The sequence below is a fragment of the Pseudomonas flavescens genome (assembly GCF_013408425.1).
GTDB classification, from domain to species: Bacteria; Pseudomonadota; Gammaproteobacteria; order Pseudomonadales; family Pseudomonadaceae; genus Aquipseudomonas; species Aquipseudomonas fulva_A.
The window spans coordinates 3,213,637-3,231,735 of the sequence record NZ_JACBYV010000001.1 but is presented as its reverse complement, the minus strand read 5'-3'; the positions used below and the strand labels follow the sequence as shown (position 1 = coordinate 3,231,735).

Genomic DNA, 18,099 nt, shown 5'->3' with positions numbered 1-18,099 from the left:
GCGTTGTGTCGCCTCCGATTCTCTCCAGCGCCCATCGACGCTCGATCAGCCACGTCGGCTGATCCGATCGCTCCGCATGAGCTGGCTTTTTTCGCGGTGCGCCACTCGACGTGGCGTTATCGCGGTACTGCAGTCGTATCCATCCAAGGGAAAACAATGTTCAAAGGCCACTGGCTGAATTACCTGGGAACGCCCCTGGTTGGCGCGATCGGAGCCGTGATCGCCAGCGCCATCGGCTGGCCGCTGCCCTGGATGATCGGCTCGCTGGTCGCCGTCATCCTGGTGCGCTGTGCCACGGCCTGGCAGCTGCGACCATTTCCCGGAGGCCGCAAATTTGGTCAGTGGATCATCGGTATCGGTATCGGTTTGCACTTCACCCCGGCACTGGTCGGGCAGATCGCCGGGCACCTGATACCTATCGTCATCGGTGCGTTGATCACCGTGCTGAGCAGCATCATCGGCGTGTGGTTCATGCGCCGAACCGGGGAAACCATGGCGACCGCGTACTTCTCGAGCATGCCTGGCGGCTCCGGAGAAATGGTCAACCTGGGCGCGCGCAATGGTGCCGAGCTGACCCGCGTCGCGGCGGCGCAGAGTCTGCGGGTTGTTGCGGTGGTATTGCTGGTACCGGCGCTGTTCAAGTTTCTGATGGGCGAGGGTGAGGTTCACCTGCACGCGTCCAACCCCGACTGGCCCTGGCTGGCGATGATTCTGCCACTGGCGGGGGGCGCCGGTTGGCTGCTGCAGCGGCTCAAGCAGCCCAACCCCTGGCTGTTCGGGCCACTGCTGATCAGCGCGCTGTTCAGCATCGGTTTCGACCTGAGCAGCACCCTGCCTGCTGGCGCCAGTCAGGTCGGACAATTGATGATCGGCAGCGCATTGGGCTGTTTCTTCAACCGTGCTTTCTTCCGCTACGCGCCGTCCTTCCTGGCCCGCACGCTGGTCACCACCCTGGCGATGATGCTGGTGGCGTTCCTCGCTGCCGTGCTGATCGGCTGGGTGAGCGGCTTGGACTTCCAGTCCCTGACCCTGGGCATGATGCCGGGCGGCATCGCCGAAATGAGCCTGACCGCGGAAACGCTGCAACTGGCGGTACCGCTGGTGACCGCCATGCAAGTGATCCGCCTGTTCCTGGTGTTGTTCCTTGCCGAACCGATTTTCAGGCGCTGGCTGCGCACGGAAAATCAGGCGCTGGCAAAGTCGTGAGCCTCATGCCGCCTGCGCGGCATCCTGGCTTTGGTCCGCGCCGTACAGCGCGGCATTGACGGCTGCCTGGGCGCGACGGGCCAGTTCGTTTCGGTTGCCCGAAGTGCTGTCGATCGGCTCCAGCAACTGGATCTGCACCTCGGCGACATCGCTGCTCATCAGGCGCAGCAGGTGCGAGAGCATATCGTCGTCACCGATGAAGGGCGCCACGGGGCAGCGCTTACCGTCGCGCAGGTAGCGGATGGCCACAGGCTGCAGCGCAATGCCGCTTTCGATGGCGCTGCTCAGCAAACGGCCGTGGAACGTGCGCAGTGCCGTGCCATCGCAGGTGGTGCCTTCCGGGAAGATCAGCAGGTGCCTGCCGCCGTTCAGGTGGCGGCCCAGCTGCTGATTCAGCAATCCGCCATCTCCCGCACCCCGGCGGATGAACAGCGTACCGGCCTTGTGTGCCAGCCAGCCGGCTATCGGCCAGGTGCGTACTTCGGCCTTGGACAGGAACGACAGCGGCGCCAGCATGCCGATCAGCGGAATGTCGGTCCAGGAAATGTGATTGCTCAGCCACAGCATGGGTTTTTGCGGCAACTGCCCGCTAACGCTGACCCGAAAGGGCAATGCGTTGCTCAGGCGCGCCATGAACCAGCGGGTCATGCGCTGGCGCAGGCCCGTCAGGTCACGGCGGGTCAGCCGTTCGATGGGCACCAGCGAGGCGGCGAGCAGGGTACCTGCAGCGATCACCACCAGCAGGCGGATCAGACGCACATACAAACGCAGTTTACTCATAGGCGGTTTCTGACCTGCAGGGCGGTGGGTGGACGCGTACGCTGGTCGCAGCCGTGAGCCATTGGCGGCAACCTGCGGCGCATTATCTACCGCGCCCGGCTGCCGCCAGCAAGTTTTCACTCAGACCGCCGCCTTGAAATGCCGCGCATAACGCGGGCACAGCTCGTCACGCTTGAGCAGGATGAACACGTCAGCGACCTGGAAATCCTTGTCCCAGCACGGCTCGCCACACACCTTCGCGCCCAGACGCATGTAAGCCTTGAGCAGTGGCGGCATCTCGGCGATGACGTTGCCGGAAAGCTCCAGGGCAGGCAGCGGCGTTTTCGGCTCCGCACGCAGGTTTTCGGTGCACAGGTGGCGCTCGCGCAGGCGCTGCATGATCGCTTGCGCCTGGATGCCGCCGTCCTGCATGGGGATGCTGGCGCAGCCCATCAGGTAGCGATAGCCGCCTTCGTTGAGCACTTCGGCCAGCTCGGCCCACAGCACGGCGATGGTGCCGCCGTTGCGGTACGCGCTGTCCACGCAGGTGCGGCCGATCTCCAGCACCGGCCCTTGCAGGTGGCGCAGGCCATGCAGGGCGAATTCTTCTTCGCTGTAGAAACGGCCGAGGCCGGCTGCGGCCTGATGGTCGAGCAGGCGCGTGGTGGCCACCAGCTCGCCGCTGTTCAGGTCGCGCACGCCGATGTGCTGGCAGTGCAGGTCGTAGTCGTCCATGTCCAGGCCCAACTCGGCGCCTTTCAGTTTGGCGTCGAACTCGGCGCTGAACACACGAAAGCGCAGGGCCTGTGCTTCGCGCAGGGCGCGCGAGGTGGTCAGGCGTTCTGCCTGCAGGCGACGGGGAGTGGTGCTGCGCGCGGGTGCCATGGCGTTCTGGGTCATGCCTTACCTCCGTTGCGGTCGGGGCAGCGTTGCTGCGCACTCGAACCGGATTGGCCTGCTGACCTGAGCAAACTCAGGAAACAATTGCAGGCTAGGCAGGGCGGGTGTCACCACTGTGAAGCTTCGATGATGCTTGTGTGACAGGGGCGACCAACGATCAGGTTCAGTCTTTGCGCAACCTTGCTTACCATAGGCGCCCGATAGTTCTCGAGCGTGTGCGCGGATGTTCTTCGTCAGAAACCTGGCTGTGCCCTTCATCCTCATCATCGGCGGCGCGATCCTGATGATGGCTCTGGTGCTGTTGTCGCAGCAGGGGGCTGCGCTGGCATCCTGGGCGCCGACCGTGCGGGCGCTTTTTCCCTGGATGGTCCTGCTACCGGCGGGCGGGGCCTTGTGGGCTGTGCAGCGTCTGCTGCAGATCTGGCGCTGGCGCCGCGGCACCCTGAACGGCGACTGCCAGCGCTGCACGGGAGTGATGGTGGGAGGCCGCTGTCGGATGTGCGGCCAGCGGCAGTGATGCACGAGCCCCATGGCAGCCTTTGGGTGGCGCTTTGCAAGGCGCTCGCGGGCGGCTATCGTGGCGCATCACTAGCCCTCGGCCGAAATGCCATGCGCCCGTCGTCCTACCTTTTGCCCGCTGAGAACGATTGATGTCCGGTCAGGTATTTCCCTGGCGGGAAGGTAATCGCTTCACCCTGCTCAACGATGGCCCTGCCTTTTTCCCGCGGATGATCGCGTGCATCGACGCGGCCCGGGAAACGGTCGAGCTCGAGCAGTATCTGGTGGTCAGCAGTGCCTGTACCGACGCGCTCTTGCGTGCCCTGTGCGAAGCCGCACGGCGGGGCGTGGTGGTGCGCTGTCTGTTCGACGCCTTCGGCTGCCAGGGGCTTGGCCAGCAGGACCGGCAATCGATGCTCGATGCCGGTATACAGCTGCGCTGGTACAACCCGATACGCTGGCGCCGCGGTGCGCGCAATCTGTACCGTGATCACCGCAAGCTGCTGGTGGTCGACGACCGGGTCGCCTTCGTCGGTGGAACCGGTTCTACCGATGAGTTCTGGACGCCCAGCGAACCGGTAAGCGCCTGGCACGAAGTGATGGTGGAGATCGACGGGCCGCTGGTGGCCGACTGGTTGCAGCTGTTCGACCGTCAGTGGCAGGCCAACAATGCGCGTTTCGCCTGGCGCCCTTACCTCACGCCGCACCGCAAGCCGCTACCCCACCTGCCGTCCGCCGGAGCGGGCTGGGGCAGGGTGGCCTACGCCGATGCCCGCCAGCACCGCGATATTCTGCAGTCGTTGATCCGCGCCCTGAATGGCGCGCAGCAGCGCGTGTGGCTGGCCACACCCTATTTTCTGCCTACCTGGAAAGTGCGCCGTGCTCTGCGCAAGGCCGCAGCGCGGGGCGTCGACGTTCGCTTGCTGCTCAGTGGCCGGCACACCGACAACCCACCCGTGCGCTTCGCCGGTCAGCGTTATTACCCGCGATTGCTCAAGGCCGGTGTGCGTATCTTCGAATTCCGCCCGCGGTTTCTGCATCTGAAGATGGTGCTGGTGGACGACTGGACAAGTGTCGGCTCCTGCAACTTCGACCACTGGAACCTGCGTTTCAATCTGGATGCCAACGTCGAGACCCTGGATGCGGATTTCACCGAGGCGGTGCAGCGGAGCTTCGAAGTCGACTTCCCGCAGAGCCGTGAGGTCGACCTGCAGATGTGGCAGGCGCGACCGTTCTGGAAGCGTCTGCGTCAGCGCCTGTGGGGCTGGCTGGACCGTCTGGTGGTCAACCTGCTCGACCGACGGCGCTGATGCGGCCCAGCACTCGCAGGTAGAGGTTCATGGTGGTGCCGGCGCCTGGCGCCGTTTCGACACGCACGTCACCGCCGGTGTCGTTGGCGAAATCACGCGCCTGGGCCAGCCCTAGCCCGGTTCCCTGGCCCGCCTGCTTGGTGGTGAAGAACGGGTCGAACACCTTGCTCGCCAGTTCCTCGGACATGCCCGGGCCAGTGTCCCTGACGCTGAGCACCAGGTAGGTGCCGTCGCCCAGCAGCGAATCCCCCGAGACCTGTTGCTGGCGCGTGGCGATCTGCACCTGACCGCGGCCTTGCATGGCGTCGCGGGCGTTGCTGAGCAGGTTGAGCACCACGGCCTGCAGTTGCACCTCGTCGCACATCACCGCCACGTCTCTGGCCGCCAGGTCGAAGCTCAGTTCGATGGCATCGCCCAGGGTGCCAGCGAACAAGTCACGGGATCTTTCGATGCGTTCGCTGATATCGACGCAGGCCAGCTCCGGGCCGTCCTGACGCACGTTGGCCAGCAACTGGCGGATCAGCATGCCACCTTGCTCCACCGCTTGCAGGCCGGTCTGGCAGAAACGCTCCACCTCCGCCGGTCGACGGGCACGCAGATGAGCCATCTGCAGGCTGGCACTCAGCACTTGCAGCAGGTTGTTCACATCATGGGCGATGCTCGCCGTGAGCATTCCCAGAGAAGACACGCGCCGCGCATGGCGCAGCGATTCTTCAGCCTCGCGGTGTTGAGCCTGAGCCTGCTGCAACTGCACGATCAACTCACCGGCTCGCTGTTCACGCTGCACTTCGAGCAGACGCAACTGCAGCAGCGCTGCGGTTTGCCGTGCCAGCGCCTGTAGTGCAACGCGCTGCGCCGCGCTGAGCGTACGTGGTCGTGTGTCGATCACGCAGACGGTTCCCAGTGGGTGGCCCGCGTCGGTACGAATCGGCGCACCTGCGTAAAAACGGATGTAGGGCGGGCCGAGTACCAGAGCGCTTTGCTGGAAGCGCGGATCCTGGCTGGCATCCTCCACGACGAGCAGTTCCTCGGGCTCGAGAATCGCATGGGCACAGAACGCCAGATCGCGATGGGTCTCACTGACCTCCAGGCCGATGCACGCCTTGAACCACTGCCGCTCGCGGTCGACCAGTGACACCAGAGCGATCGGTGTTTCGCACAGGGTGGTCGCCAGTTGCACCACGTCATCGAAGCCCTGCTCCGGAGCGGAGTCGAGAACCTCGAGGTGTTCCAGAGAAAGAACACGCTCTTCCTCATCGAGCGTGAAGGGGGCAGGGCGATGGGGCATCGGAGGTACCGCAGGCAGGGAATGGCCGCATCATGCGCTGTGCCGCCGATGAACGGCAAGCAACTTGTGAGGTGATCGGGCGCGCTTGTTTTCGGCCTTGCTGGCGGAGTCACAGGCGGGCTTTCGGTGATTGCGCAACCACCCGGAGGAAGCCGATTTGGAGGGACAAAGAGTCGGAGCCAAGCGGCAGCGGTCAGAAACCTCATCTTGAAAGCGGCAAAGCCGGCCAGGGATATTGGCCGGCTTCGCCGCTTTCGAATCAACTACCTGGCGTCGCAGCCGGGCGACCGCGCTATCGCCGCTTAGCGGTAGCGTTCCAGCCAGTGGGCGTAGGGGGCTGGCAGTGTCCAGGAGGCGTTGTCGACACCCAGTTCCTTGGCGGCGAAGTACGGCCAGTGCGGGTCGGCCAGGTGGGCGCGGCCGATGGACACCAGGTCGAGGTGGCCGGCCTTGACCGCTTCTTCGGCCAATTGCGGCGTACCGAAGCCCCAGGCGGAGGTCACCGGCAGGTCGGCCTCGCGGCGTACGCGTTCGGCGATGGGCCCCATGAAGGCCGGGCCCCATGGAATGTTGGTGTCGGGGATGGTGAAGCCGACGCTGACGCTCAGCAGGTCCAGACCGCCCGCCTTGAAACGGCGTGCCAGTTCGATGGATTCTTCGAGGGTCTGCTCGTCACGGCCGTCGTATTCGATCACCCCGAAACGAGCGGTCAGCGGCAGGTGCTCGGGCCAGACTTCGCGCACGGCAGCGAGGGTTTCCAGCAGGAAGCGGCTACGGTTGTCGAAGCTGCCGCCGTAGGCGTCGGTGCGCTGGTTGGAGTGCTCGGAGAAGAAGCTCTGGCCCAGGTAGCCGTGGGCGAAGTGCAGTTCGATCCATTCGAAACCGGCGTCACGGGCGCGGCGGGCCGCGTCGACGAAGTTCTGGCGTACCCGGGCGATGTCTTCCAGGGTCATGGCGCGCGGCACTTTCGGCAGGTTGGCGCCAAAGGCGATGGCGGATGGCGCGATGGTTTCCCAGCCGCGTGAATCGTTATCGGCGATGTGGTCGTCGCCTTCCCATGGGCGATTGGCGCTGGCTTTGCGGCCAGCGTGGGCGATCTGGATGCCTGGCACCGAGCCAGCGGCCTTGATGGATTGCACCACCGGGACGAATGCCTGGGCGTGCTCGTCGCTCCAGATGCCGGCGCAGCCGGGGGTGATGCGGCCTTCCGGGGCAACGGCGGTAGCCTCGACGACCACCAGGCCGGCGCCGCCACGGGCCATGCCAGCGAGGTGAACGTGGTGCCAGTCGTTGATGATGCCGTCGTCGGCCATGTACTGGCACATCGGCGGGATGGCGATGCGGTTGCGAAGGGTGACGTCTTTCAGCTTGAAGGGTTCGAACAGCGCAGACATGGGCTAACTCCAGATTGATTCGTTCGTTACTGTTGTTCGATCATAATCGAACTATGGCAATTGTCGATAGCCCCGTTATCATGTGCACCATGCGCCCCTTCAAACATCCCGATCCCCGTGACCTGACACTCGAGCGTCTGTTGTACGCCCTGAGTGACCCCGTTCGCCTGGAGATCGTTCGCTGCCTGGCCGGTGTGGCGGAGGCCACTTGCGGTGAGCTCGATGGCGGCCGCCCGAAGTCCAGCATGTCTCACCATTTCAGGGTGCTGCGTGATGCCGGTCTGGTGCATACGCGCAACATCGGTACCACGCACATGAACTCCTTGCGCAGCGCCGAGCTGGATACGCGCTTTCCCGGGCTGCTGACCGCCATCCTTTCGCAGCACTGATACACCACTCACACCCACTGCTTTTTTTCCTGCCGCATGTGCCGGTGGGCTCGGTCGCGCGTGTTTATTGGTTGAACCACGATTTTGCCGCCTCGGTCTGACTCTGCAGATGGCCTCGAAAGGCCACGGACAATCCGTAACCTGATGAGAGAACCCCATGCAGATATTCGAAGCATTGCGAGAAAGCCACGATCGCCAGCGGGCCATGGCCGAGGCGCTGGTCGCCACCCAGGGCGATTCGCCGGAGCGCGCCCAGTATTACCGTGAGCTGAAAGAGGAGCTTCTCGCCCATGCGCGAGCGGAAGAGCGGTTCTTCTACTCGCCGCTGATGAAGCACGACTCCGGTGTCGATCTTTCGCGCCACGGTGTCGCCGAGCACCACGAGATGGACGAACTGCTGGAGACCCTGGAAGAAACCGATCCTTCCAGCCCTTCGTGGATCGCCACCGCTCGCAAGCTGAAGGAGAAGATCTTCCATCACCTGGAGGACGAGGAACACACCTTCTTCCAGCAGGCCGGCAAGATGCTCACCCAGCAGCAGAAAACCGCGCTGGCGAGCGACTACGTCAAGGACTACGAGGACGCTCTGGGCTGAGAGCGGTTTGCCGCGCGAGCTGCCGATCGCGCGGCCATGCGTCTGCAGCCTTGAAGAGGCGTCGACGGTTAGCCGACCATCAACTCGCGTATGCGCGAGGCCAACGCATCGAGGGTGAACGGCTTGGTCAGCACCGTCATTCCCGGGCGTAACTGGCCATCGGTGAGCAGTGAGTTTTCCGCGTAACCGGTAATCAGCAGTACGGGCATCTGCGGTCGGCGAGTCAGTGCGGCATCGGCCATTTGCCGGCCGTTCATGCCGCCTGGCAAGCCGACGTCGCTGATCAGCAGGTCCACCTGCGTTTCCGATTGCAGAATGCTCAAGCCCTCGGCGCTGTCGCCGGCTTCGATCACCTGCAGGCCAAGTTCTTCGAGCACTTCGCTGACCAGCATGCGGATCGCCGGTTCGTCATCGACAACCAGCGCCGTCTTGCCACTGCCCCCGGGCGTCAGCTCGAGCCCGGCGATGGAGGAGGGCGTCGCCTCGACTTCCGCCTTGCCGTCATGACGTGGCAGGTAGAGGGTCACTACCGTGCCTTCGCCCACCGTCGAGGTGATGCGCATCTGACCGCCGGACTGCTTGGCGAAACCGTAGGCCATGGACAGGCCGAGACCGGTACCTTCGCCCATCGGTTTGGTGGTGAAGAAGGGTTCGACTGCACGGGCGACCACCTGTTGCGACATGCCCACACCATTGTCCTGCACGGCCAGGCTCAGGTAGTGGCCCTCGGGCAGGTTGAGCGTCGCACCCCGTCTGGCGTCTATCCACAGGTTCTGCGTGGTGGTCCTGATCACGCCGCCATTGGGCATGGCGTCACGGGCGTTGATGCACAGGTTGAGCAGGGTATTCTCCAGCTGCGAGGCATCCACCAGTGCGGTCCACAGGTCGGGCAGCAACTCGCTTTCCAGGCTGATTGCCGGGCCCACGGTGCGCTGGATCATCTCCAGCATGCCGGCGATCAGCAGGTTGGCGTCCGTCGGCTTGGGCAGCAGCGTCTGCCGGCGCGAGAAGGCCAGCAGGCGATGGGTCAGGGCGGCGGCACGGCGGGTGGCGGTTTCCGCCGAGCCCATGTATTTGGTCAGTTCATGGAAGCGGCCCTGTTCGATGCGCAGATGCATCAGTTCCAGCGAGCCGGAAATACCCGCGAGCAGGTTGTTGAAGTCGTGGGCGATACCCCCGGTCAATTGTCCGATCGCTTCCATTTTCTGGGACTGGCGCAGCGACTCTTCAGCCATGTGCTGGGCGGTGACGTCGCGGCCGACGAAATGGATGATGCTACCTTGTGCGTCTGGCGCGGCCGTCCACAGGAACGAGCGTGCTTCACCGGTCTTGCAGCGCAGGCGACTGGTGAAGCCGCTGACCTTCTCACCGTTGCCGAGGCGTTGCATCAGGGCGCTGACATCGGCTCGGTCCTCTTCGACCACCACGTCCATGAAGGGCGCGCGAAGCAGCTGTTCCGGTTCCCAGCCAAGCAATTGTGACCATGCCGGATTGATCGTCTTGAAATAACCATCGAGCCCGGCAGACCCCATCAGGTCATTGGTGCTTTCCCAGAGGCGGTCGCGTTCGGCGGTGCGCTTTTTCAGCTCGGCCCGGTTGAGCTTCTCGCGGGTCACGTCCCGGGCGGAGCAGTAGGTCTTGCCGCCACTGGGCACGGCCACCCAGGACAGCCAGCGCCATTCACCATCCTTGCTGCAGAAGCGATTCTCCAGGCCCAGGGCCGGCTCGCCAGCCTCCTTGATCTGCCGCCAGACGCGTTGCGTATCGGCCTGGTCCTCGGGGTGTACGAATGCCTGGAAGTGGGTATTGGACAGTTCCTCTTCGGTCCAGCCCAGGGTCGCCTGCCAGGCGGGGTTGGAGGCTTCGAAAAAGCCATCGTCGTTGAGTACGCCAAGCAGGTCCGGCGTTATCTGCCAGGTGCGACCACGCTCGAAGGTCTGCGCGATGACTTTCTGCTCCAGTTCATCGTTGAGCGCCATGACCCGGGCGATGGCACGGTCGCGCTCGCCCTCGATGGCGCGTCGCTCTTCCACGTCGATCAGCACGCCAGGAAAACTCAGCCCACTGCCATCGGCCGCCAGCTCGACGCGCCCATTGGCCTCCAGCCAGTAATAACGGCCATCGGCCCGCCGCACCCGATACTGGTGGGCGTAGGGGCCGCCGCGGGAGATTGCCTCGTTGATGGCATCGAGCAGGCTCTGAATATCGTCGGGATGAACCGTTTCGACCACCTGTTGCAGGCTGAGGCCGTCACGGCCAAGCGCCGGGTCCAGACCGAAGTTGCGGGCGAACGCCTCGTCCACGGTGAAGCGGTTGGTGGGCAGATCCCAGAACCAGGTGCCGATAATGGCCCCTGCCGCGAGGGCCAGTTGCACGCGCTCGGCGTTGGCGATGGCGGGCTGCTGGATCGTCACCACCTGAGTGGTTTCGATGGCTACGTTGAGGAAGCCTGCGACTGCCCCTGAGGCGTCTTCCAGAGGGCTGTAGGAAAACGTCCAGTAAGTGTCTTCGGGGTAGCCGTTGCGGGTCATCACCAGGTGCATGTTCTGGTCATGAATCGGAGTGCCAGCCAGTACTTTTTCCACCAGTGGGCCAATGGCGTCCCACACGTCGCTCCAGACGAGGTGTATCGCCATGCCAAGCGCCTTGGGATGGCGATCACCGAGGAAGGGTATGTAAGCGTCGTTGTAGATCAGGGTGCGTTCCGGGCCCCAGGTCGCGCACATGGCGAAGCTGCTGGTGCTCATGATGCCGTAGGTGGTGCGTAGCGCGGCTGGCCAATTCTCGAGTGCGCCAAGCGGCGTCGATGACCAATCGAAATCTTTGCTGGATTGCACGAGGGCACCTTGTGCTTGCGGACGGGCGACAGCCAGGAGTTAGCCATTAGAGGCATTGGCGTTCACAGGTTCATTGTTTCAGCGCAGCACCGCCGCCGACTTCGTGGCTGCAGGGTCTGTCGCCAATAAGTTCGCCATACGCTGCTCGAACTTGTACATGCAGCATTGCCTGTAGAACTTCTTGATGGCCATTTGCTCGAATTATACAGAGTGGCCGCTTCGCTGGCTGCGACAGTCATACAGGTAAAGCCGATGTCTACCAGCGGTAAACAGAACTTTCGGGTCGATAACTCCTCATCCGGCGATATCTCTGCTTCCGGCAAGAACATCTTTTTCGCTGCGGTGGAAACCACCCGCATGCCGATGATCGTTACCGACCCGAATAGAGACGATAACCCGATCATCTTCGCCAATAACGCGTTCCTCGAGATGACGGGCTACGGCGTCGAGGAAATCGTCGACAGGAACTGCCGATTTCTGCAAGGGCCGGAAACCGATCGTTCCGTCGTCACACAGGTGCGTGAAGCCATCGCGCAGCGCAAGGAGATAGCCGTTGAACTGATCAACTACCGCAAGGACGGCTCGACGTTCTGGAACGCGCTGTTCATCTCGCCGGTGTACAACGATGCCGGTGAACTGATCTATTTCTTCGCCTCGCAGCTCGATATCAGCCGTCGTCGCGATGCCGAAGAGGGGCTGCGTCAGGCGCAGAAGATGGAAGCGCTGGGCCAGCTCACTGGCGGTATCGCCCACGACTTCAACAACCTGCTGCAGGTGATGATCGGTTATCTCGAGGTGCTCGATCGCACCGCGAGCAAACCCGAATACGATCAGGATCGCATCCGCCGCTGCGTGCACAATGCGCGCAACGCCGCCGATCGCGCTGCCACGCTGACTCAGCAGTTGCTGGCGTTCTCGCGCAAGCAGAAGCTCGAAGGCCGGGTGCTCAATCTCAATGGGCTGGTCAATGGCTTCCAGGAACTCGGCGAAAGAACCCTGGGCAGGGTGAACCTGCGCCTGACGCTGGAAAATTCGCTATGGAATTGCCGGATCGATCCGACCCAGGCCGAGGTCGCCTTTCTCAATATCCTCATCAATGCGCGCGACGCTCTCGAAGGGCGCGACCATCCAATGGTTCATATCGAAACCAAGAACGTGGTGGTCGAGGACCTGGGCAGCATGTCCTATGACGGGCTGATGCCGGGTCGCTACGTGAGCATCGCCATCACCGACAATGGTATGGGCATGCCCGAGAGCGTAAGCAAGCGGGTGATGGATCCGTTCTTCACCACCAAGGAGGAAGGCAAAGGCTCCGGCCTTGGTCTGTCGATGGTCTACGGGTTCGTCAAGCAGTCTGGCGGCACCGTGAGAATCTATTCGGAGGAGGGTGTCGGCACCACCTTGCGCCTGTATTTCCCAGCCGATGACAGTCAGGTCATCCACAGCCCGTCGAAAGAGCGATCCGGCGAGCGCAATGGCACCGAGCGCGTGCTGGTCGTCGAGGATCGCCCCGATGTCGCGGATCTGGCCAAGATGGTGCTCGAGGACTACGGCTACGTGGCAGAGATCGCCCTGAACGCTCGGGAAGCCTTGCAAATGCTCGAAGCGGCCGATTACGACCTGTTGTTCACCGATCTGATCATGCCCGGTGGCATGAATGGGGTCATGCTCGCCCGCGAGGCAAGGCGTCGCAAGCCCGGCCAACGGGTGCTGCTCACCACCGGTTACTCGGAAAACTCCCTGGAGCGCACCGACGCCGGTGGCAGCGAATTCGACGTGATCTCCAAACCCTATGTGCCGAACGACCTCGCTCGCAAGGTGCGCCAGGTCATCGAGGGGCCCACGGGCGTGGGGTGATCAGCGCTCGGGTTCCGAGCGGCCCGGCAGGCGCTGCAAGCGAACCCCTGACGAGTGGTATCGATACAATGCGAACCGATTTATGCCTATGCGCCTCACAAGCTTATGGACATATATATAAATAGATTTACCGAGGAAACGGGCTGCCAGCTGGACCTCGAAAGAGGCCCTACGGGCATATGCTTCACGGCTATGTCCAACGAAGGCCAGTGCTTGGGTGTCAGGTGCCTGAGCACCGCGCAGTTGGCCAATGGGCCATTGGTGCAGGCGGTGATGCTCGATTTCATCGCCCAGACCAAAAGGGTGCAGGAGCTTCGCAGCCTTGGCCGAGCGACCAGGCCATGGCCCGAACGGCATTCCGGCCCCGCACCCGGCCTGGGAAGTCGCCGCTAGCATGAGCTGTTCGATGATCGGCTTGCAGTCCATGCGTTTCAGCGTGGCTTGGTTTGCGTAAATCCCATGGAGTAAGGCAGTTCTGCTGCTACCTCGCCTGACGAGCGGCGCATACAGTGCACGCTCTTTCGTTCGTGCAGGCTCTCGCTCCATGAATCTCTGGTTTCGCCTTTTCCTGATGCTTCTGCGCCGCCCCTGGCGCCGCCCGGTCTCCGCGTTCGAAACGACGGTGGTGCGCATGCGCGTCTGGCCGTTGGACCTGGACCTGAACCGGCATGTCACCAACGGTCGCTACTTCACCCTCGCCGATGTCGGACGCATGGATTACGTGCTGCGCAGCGGCGCATTTCGGGTTGCCCTGAGGCATCGTGCCCTGCCCATCGTCGGTGACGTATGGGGCAAGTTTCGCCGCGAACTGAAGTTGTTCCAATCGTTCGACATTCATACCCGGATGTTGGGTTGGGATGAGAAATGGAGCTTTATCGAGCACCGCTTCGTGAAGGATGGCCGGGTGCTGGGCATGGTCATCATGCGCGGGTTGTTCCGCGGGCCGAACGGTAACGTGTCGCCAGGAGCGTTCGCGCTGGAGCTGAATTTGCCCGAGCAGTCGCCGCCACTGCCCGACTGGTTGAGCAACTGGTCGGAGAGCTGTGACAGGTTGAGCAGCCAGTTGCGTGACGAAGAGCAGGGCGAGCCAAGCTAGCGTCATCGCGCCATGGCCACGTATGCAGTCGCTACGTGGCCATGGCCGTCCTCTAGAAGTCCAGCGTCAGGCCTGCATAGACCGCCCGACCATCGCCGGCAGCGTGTAGCGATTGCTGCACACTGGCGCTGTCGTCGTACCAGGCGTATTCGTAGTAGCGGTCGGTGATGTTCTTGGCTTGCACGTCGACGCTCAGGGTGGGCGTGAGCTGATAGACCGCCCCAAGGTTGAGCAGCACGTAATTGCCGAATTTGCCGGTGCTGTTGGTGCGCTCCAGGTAATAGTCGCTCTGGCCGTTGAGCCAGGCGGACAGCTCGAGCTCAGGGGTCAGCTGGTAGGTCGAGCCTGCGGCGTACAGGTGATGGGGCACGTGATCCATCTCCTTGCCCTTGCTGGCTGGCAGGTTGGGGTTGGGCTCGAGGATCTCCGAGAACTGCCGCGAGTAGGACAGCCAGAGGCTGCTGGCGTCGGTGGGGTACAGGTTAAGCTGCAGATCCCAACCCTTGCGCAGGGTCTTGCCGACGTTTTCGGCATCGCCGACCGCGTCGTTGAGCTTGCGCTGCACTTCATCCGACGCCTTCTGCTCCCAATAGGCGATACGGCCATCGATCCAGGCGGCTGGCTTGAACTTGATCCCGGTTTCCCAGCCATCGTTGATCGAGGGTTTCAGGTCGTCGCTGAGGGTCGCCAGGCGATAAGCCGCCGAGCCGACACCGACCTGATAGCTGCGGCCCCAGTTGGCGTACAGGCTGGCTTGCTCCCAGGGCGAGTAGACGACGCTGATCTTCGGTTGTTTGATCAGGCCATAGTCGTTGACGTCGGCATGCTCACCGCTCAAACCATTGACGTAGCCGCCATACAGCTTGTCGACCCGGTACGCCGGGATGATCTTCAGCGTGTCGGTGGGCTCGATCACCGCCTGCACATAGGTGCCGTAAACATTCAGGTCGAACTGCTGATCGCGGGTCTGCGCCACGCGGCTGCGCTGCTGCGTTCGGTAACGCAGGCTTTCGTTCTCCTGGCGCTGTACCTCGGCACCACCCTCAAGGGCGAAGGCATGCAGATGCTCCACCTCGGGGCGCCAGGTCAGGCTGCTCAGCGCGCCGTACTGGGTTTCGTCGGCGTAGCGTTCCTGTTGCGACGAGGTGCGCCAGTACTGCGTCCAGCGGCGGTCTTCGAAGGTGTTCACATAGGCTTTGCTGGCCCAACTCAGGGTCTGCGACAGGTTGGCATCCAGGTGCAGGCTGAGCTGGTTCATTTCCCGCTCACCGGTATCGGTGGCGTTGTTGGTATAGGACTGCCGTGGCCGCTCGCGAGAGTCGGCACGGCTCAGGTAGCCCGCTTCGTCGGCATCGGCCGTGTAGTGCCGGGCGATCAGACCGGCACGCCAGGCGTCATCGTCTGCGGTATAGAACCACTTGCCGGCGAAGCTCATGCGCTCGGCCTTGGCATGATCCCGGTAGCCCTCACTGCCTTGGTAGCTGAACGAATAGTTCTGGCTCCAGTTGCCGTCCTCGACGCCCTTCACCAGTTGCAGCTCACGGGTGTCGAAGCTGCCGTAGCGCAGCCGCAACTTGCCGTCGTTGCCGCCCTGGCGGGTATTGATGCTGGCGTTGCCGGCGATGTTGTGCAGCCCGTAGCGCGGGTCGTTGGTGCCGCGCACCACTTCGATACTGTCGATCTCCAGCGGGAAGACCATGTCGATGAAGGGCATGTTGCCGTCGTTGGTATTGCTGGGAATACCATCGATCAGCAGCTTGACGGCATTCACCTCACCCTCGCCGTTGAAGCCGCGAAACGACAGCTTGCCGGAGGTGGTGCCCTGATTGAATTGAGTCAGCATCACGCCGGGCGCTCGGCTGAACAGTTCCCAGCTGTATTGCACCGGCTGCTTTTCGAGGATGTCGGCGCCGAGCACATCGACCGAGCTGAGAATGTTGTGGCTGGCCAGCGGGCCGGCTTGCCCGGCAACGACGCTGACCGCGCCCAGGGTGACGACCGAATCGCCGGGGCTGCGGGTGTCGGCAACGGCCTGGCTCAGCGGCGTGAGGGCGAACAGGCAGGCGAGCATGACGGTTGGCGCCGAATGGCGCGCGAGTGGTAGCGGCAGAGTGGTATCTGTTGGGTTCATCAAAGGTTTTCCACGCGGAACAAGTGACGCTGTTTCCCGGCCGCGCGCGGGCGCAGGCCGATGGAATCAGGCTGATTGGGTCACACGGCGAGGAGGCGAAAAGGGGAGGCGCGGGGATTCAGGGAGGGCCATAGATAGCGCGGTGGCGGTTGTGCCAGGCTGCGCGCGACGATTGGCGACGGCAGTGCCGAGAGCAGATGGCCAATGTTCCAGCTGGCGGTATTGACGGCGACGGCCAGGGAAGAGGAGGAGCACAGCGGGCAGTTGAACGGCGCACTCATTTGCTGAGACTGGCTGGAACCGCCGTCGTCGTAGCTCTGGCCGTGGTCACTGCCAGAGGCGCAATAGCCACCGTTCAGACCGCTGAGGGCGAGGCCGCTCATCTGTCCATGATGAATCCCGCAGACGAACAGACTGAACAGGACGCTGGCGTAGAGCATCCATGCAATCAGTGAGCGTTCATCGCGGGCGAGTTTCATGGGGCCGAACTTTACCACTGCGGTAAGGTTTGGCACGTGCAGCCGGCGTGGTGAATTGCCGCATCCGCGGCACGAGAGGAAAACGCCAAGGGCGCGGAGCGTCGGCTGCGGGTCCTTGGCGTTTCAAGTGCGCAAACTGCGCGGCGACGATCAGGCCAGGGTGGCGAGGTCGGCGGCATTGAAGCCCGGCAGCGGCTCACCGTTGCGGACCTTGTTGGCCCACTGTGCGTCGGAGATCAGCACACGGCCGACGGCGATCAGGTCGAACTCTTCACGCTCGAGGCGCAGGTGCAGGTTGTCCAGCACCGCGGCATCGGAGCCCTTGCCGCCAAAGGCGCCGAAGAAGTCGCCATCGAGCCCTACCGAGCCGACGCTGATGGTCGCTGCCCCGGTGAGTTTCTTCGCCCAGCCCGCGAAGTTGAGGCCTTGTTCGCCGTCGATATCCGCGAACTCCGGCTCCCAGAAACGGCGCTGCGAGCAATGCAGAATATCCACGCCGGCCTCGACCAGCGGCGCCAGCCAGGCGGTCATTTCCTCTGGCGTGGTCGCCAGGCGAGCGGCGTAGTCCTGCTGTTTCCACTGGCTGACCCGCAGGATCAGCGGGAAGTCCGGCCCAACGGCCGCGCGAACGGCGCGTACCGCCTCGGCAGCGAAGCGCGAACGCTCGGCGATGGTCGCACCGCCAAAGGCATCGGTACGGGTGTTGGTCCCCGGCCAGAAGAACTGGTCGATCAGGTAGCCATGGGCGCCATGCAGCTCGACCGTGTCGAAGCCCAGACGTTTGGCATCCGCCGCAGCGCTGGCGAATGCGGCCACGGTATCGGCGATGTCTTCCAGGGTCATGCTCACGCCGCGCGGATCATCGGGGGCCACCAGCCCGGAGGGGCTTTCGACCGGTGCATCAGGCACCCACTCGCCACGGGAGCGGGTCGAGCCGGTGTGCCAGATCTGTGGGCCGATACGACCGCCGGCCGCATGTACGGCCTTGGCCACTTCAGCCCAGCCAGCCAGCGCTGCATCGCCATGGAAGAATGGAATGCCCGGCATGTTGCGCGAGGCCGGGCGGTCGATCACCGTGCCCTCGGTCAGAATCAGGCCCACGCCACCGGCAGCGCGCCGGCTGTAGTACTCGGAATGCGCCTGGCCAGGAATGCCTTCGGGCGCCATGCCACGGGTCATGGGCGCCATGACGATACGGTTGGGAAGATCCAGGCTTTTCAGCTTGAAGGGGCTGAACAGAACGTCGGACATGACTCACTCCATCTGGGATAAGTGGCCGCTGAAAGCTCAGCGGTACCTGCAAGTACGGTTAACTGGAAAATTGGCGACGCCAAGCGGGTTATCTCGTTATTACCGTTGA

15 protein-coding genes are annotated in these 18,099 nt (G+C 63.3%); 7 read left to right on the top strand and 8 right to left on the bottom strand.

Annotation, left to right across the window (positions count from 1 at the left end):
* The first annotated feature begins 156 nt into the window (after positions 1 to 156).
* Positions 157 to 1,206, top strand: coding sequence for an AbrB family transcriptional regulator (locus FHR27_RS14405; RefSeq protein ID WP_179538895.1), 1,050 nt, complete (start codon positions 157 to 159; stop codon positions 1,204 to 1,206).
* Between the two features lie 3 nt (positions 1,207 to 1,209).
* On the opposite strand, the gene FHR27_RS14400 is transcribed toward FHR27_RS14405, so the two are convergent.
* Both FHR27_RS14400 and olsB read right to left on the bottom strand, forming a co-directional pair.
* A complete protein-coding gene (locus FHR27_RS14400; protein ID WP_179538894.1) occupies positions 1,210 to 1,986 on the bottom strand; it encodes a lysophospholipid acyltransferase family protein in 777 nt (258 codons plus the stop codon).
* 120 nt (positions 1,987 to 2,106) lie between these two features.
* Entirely contained in the window at positions 2,107 to 2,850 is a 744-nt protein-coding gene (olsB, locus tag FHR27_RS14395) for an L-ornithine N(alpha)-acyltransferase (RefSeq protein WP_444964386.1), read from the bottom strand.
* Positions 2,851 to 3,088: 238 nt separating this feature from the next.
* On the opposite strand from olsB, the gene FHR27_RS14390 reads away from it, so the two are divergent.
* Both FHR27_RS14390 and FHR27_RS14385 read left to right on the top strand, forming a co-directional pair.
* Entirely contained in the window at positions 3,089 to 3,382 is a 294-nt protein-coding gene (locus FHR27_RS14390; protein ID WP_042551791.1) for a hypothetical protein, read from the top strand.
* A gap of 133 nt (positions 3,383 to 3,515) precedes the next feature.
* A complete protein-coding gene (locus FHR27_RS14385; protein WP_042551790.1) occupies positions 3,516 to 4,673 on the top strand; it encodes a phospholipase D-like domain-containing protein in 1,158 nt (385 codons plus the stop codon).
* Here the strand turns inward: FHR27_RS14385 and FHR27_RS14380 are convergent.
* Together FHR27_RS14380 and FHR27_RS14375 are read right to left on the bottom strand one after the other, a co-directional pair.
* Positions 4,648 to 5,961 (bottom strand): sensor histidine kinase, encoded by a 1,314-nt coding sequence (locus FHR27_RS14380; RefSeq protein ID WP_179538893.1) that lies wholly within the window; start codon positions 5,959 to 5,961, stop codon positions 4,648 to 4,650. The two genes, FHR27_RS14385 and FHR27_RS14380, sit on opposite strands and share 26 nt — an antisense overlap.
* A gap of 302 nt (positions 5,962 to 6,263) precedes the next feature.
* The gene (locus tag FHR27_RS14375) at positions 6,264 to 7,355 is read right to left on the bottom strand and encodes an NADH:flavin oxidoreductase/NADH oxidase (protein WP_179538892.1); all 1,092 of its coding nucleotides are present in this window, start codon (positions 7,353 to 7,355) and stop codon (positions 6,264 to 6,266) included.
* A gap of 53 nt (positions 7,356 to 7,408) precedes the next feature.
* Between FHR27_RS14375 and FHR27_RS14370 the strand changes: the two genes are divergently transcribed.
* Together FHR27_RS14370 and FHR27_RS14365 are read left to right on the top strand one after the other, a co-directional pair.
* Positions 7,409 to 7,744 carry an ArsR/SmtB family transcription factor gene (locus FHR27_RS14370; RefSeq protein WP_082045663.1) on the top strand — a complete coding sequence of 112 codons (336 nt, stop codon included), beginning with the start codon at positions 7,409 to 7,411 and terminating at the stop codon, positions 7,742 to 7,744.
* Positions 7,745 to 7,901: 157 nt separating this feature from the next.
* Positions 7,902 to 8,339 carry a hemerythrin domain-containing protein gene (locus tag FHR27_RS14365; RefSeq protein WP_042551785.1) on the top strand — a complete coding sequence of 146 codons (438 nt, stop codon included), beginning with the start codon at positions 7,902 to 7,904 and terminating at the stop codon, positions 8,337 to 8,339.
* A gap of 68 nt (positions 8,340 to 8,407) precedes the next feature.
* On the opposite strand, the gene FHR27_RS14360 is transcribed toward FHR27_RS14365, so the two are convergent.
* Positions 8,408 to 11,176, bottom strand: a complete 2,769-nt coding sequence (locus tag FHR27_RS14360) for a PAS domain-containing protein (RefSeq protein WP_179538891.1) — start codon at positions 11,174 to 11,176, stop codon at positions 8,408 to 8,410.
* A 252-nt stretch (positions 11,177 to 11,428) separates the two neighbouring features.
* Between FHR27_RS14360 and FHR27_RS14355 the strand changes: the two genes are divergently transcribed.
* Together FHR27_RS14355 and FHR27_RS14350 are read left to right on the top strand one after the other, a co-directional pair.
* Positions 11,429 to 13,033 (top strand): histidine kinase famiy protein, encoded by a 1,605-nt coding sequence (locus tag FHR27_RS14355; protein WP_179538890.1) that lies wholly within the window; start codon positions 11,429 to 11,431, stop codon positions 13,031 to 13,033.
* A 544-nt stretch (positions 13,034 to 13,577) separates the two neighbouring features.
* Positions 13,578 to 14,129, top strand: coding sequence for a thioesterase family protein (locus tag FHR27_RS14350; protein ID WP_179538889.1), 552 nt, complete (start codon positions 13,578 to 13,580; stop codon positions 14,127 to 14,129).
* Positions 14,130 to 14,181: 52 nt separating this feature from the next.
* On the opposite strand, the gene FHR27_RS14345 is transcribed toward FHR27_RS14350, so the two are convergent.
* The 3 genes from FHR27_RS14345 to FHR27_RS14335 all read right to left on the bottom strand — a co-directional run bounded on the left by FHR27_RS14345 (position 14,182) and on the right by FHR27_RS14335 (position 17,990).
* Positions 14,182 to 16,200: a TonB-dependent receptor gene (locus tag FHR27_RS14345; protein WP_179540097.1), complete on the bottom strand. Its 2,019-nt coding sequence runs from the start codon at positions 16,198 to 16,200 to the stop codon at positions 14,182 to 14,184.
* A 140-nt stretch (positions 16,201 to 16,340) separates the two neighbouring features.
* Complete coding sequence (locus FHR27_RS14340) at positions 16,341 to 16,739, bottom strand: DUF2946 domain-containing protein (protein WP_042551780.1); 399 nt, start codon at positions 16,737 to 16,739, stop codon at positions 16,341 to 16,343.
* A 150-nt stretch (positions 16,740 to 16,889) separates the two neighbouring features.
* Positions 16,890 to 17,990, bottom strand: a complete 1,101-nt coding sequence (locus FHR27_RS14335; RefSeq protein ID WP_042551779.1) for an NADH:flavin oxidoreductase — start codon at positions 17,988 to 17,990, stop codon at positions 16,890 to 16,892.
* Positions 17,991 to 18,099 lie beyond the last annotated feature (109 nt).

Bases quoted from the DNA above. Each gene is read 5' to 3' on its own strand.
- FHR27_RS14400 (WP_179538894.1), bottom strand. From the start codon at position 1,986: ATGAGTAAACTGCGTTTGTATGTGCGTCTGATCCGCCTGCTGGTGGTG.
- FHR27_RS14385 (WP_042551790.1), top strand. From the start codon at position 3,516: ATGTCCGGTCAGGTATTTCCCTGGCGGGAAGGTAATCGCTTCACCCTG.
- FHR27_RS14355 (WP_179538890.1), top strand. From the start codon at position 11,429: ATGTCTACCAGCGGTAAACAGAACTTTCGGGTCGATAACTCCTCATCC.
- FHR27_RS14365 (WP_042551785.1), top strand. From the start codon at position 7,902: ATGCAGATATTCGAAGCATTGCGAGAAAGCCACGATCGCCAGCGGGCC.
- FHR27_RS14350 (WP_179538889.1), top strand. From the start codon at position 13,578: ATGAATCTCTGGTTTCGCCTTTTCCTGATGCTTCTGCGCCGCCCCTGG.
- FHR27_RS14390 (WP_042551791.1), top strand. From the start codon at position 3,089: ATGTTCTTCGTCAGAAACCTGGCTGTGCCCTTCATCCTCATCATCGGC.
- FHR27_RS14345 (WP_179540097.1), bottom strand. From the start codon at position 16,200: ATGCTCGCCTGCCTGTTCGCCCTCACGCCGCTGAGCCAGGCCGTTGCC.
- olsB (WP_444964386.1), bottom strand. From the start codon at position 2,850: ATGGCACCCGCGCGCAGCACCACTCCCCGTCGCCTGCAGGCAGAACGC.
- FHR27_RS14375 (WP_179538892.1), bottom strand. From the start codon at position 7,355: ATGTCTGCGCTGTTCGAACCCTTCAAGCTGAAAGACGTCACCCTTCGC.
- FHR27_RS14335 (WP_042551779.1), bottom strand. From the start codon at position 17,990: ATGTCCGACGTTCTGTTCAGCCCCTTCAAGCTGAAAAGCCTGGATCTT.
- FHR27_RS14405 (WP_179538895.1), top strand. From the start codon at position 157: ATGTTCAAAGGCCACTGGCTGAATTACCTGGGAACGCCCCTGGTTGGC.
- FHR27_RS14380 (WP_179538893.1), bottom strand. From the start codon at position 5,961: ATGCCCCATCGCCCTGCCCCCTTCACGCTCGATGAGGAAGAGCGTGTT.
- FHR27_RS14340 (WP_042551780.1), bottom strand. From the start codon at position 16,739: ATGAAACTCGCCCGCGATGAACGCTCACTGATTGCATGGATGCTCTAC.
- FHR27_RS14370 (WP_082045663.1), top strand. From the start codon at position 7,409: ATGGCAATTGTCGATAGCCCCGTTATCATGTGCACCATGCGCCCCTTC.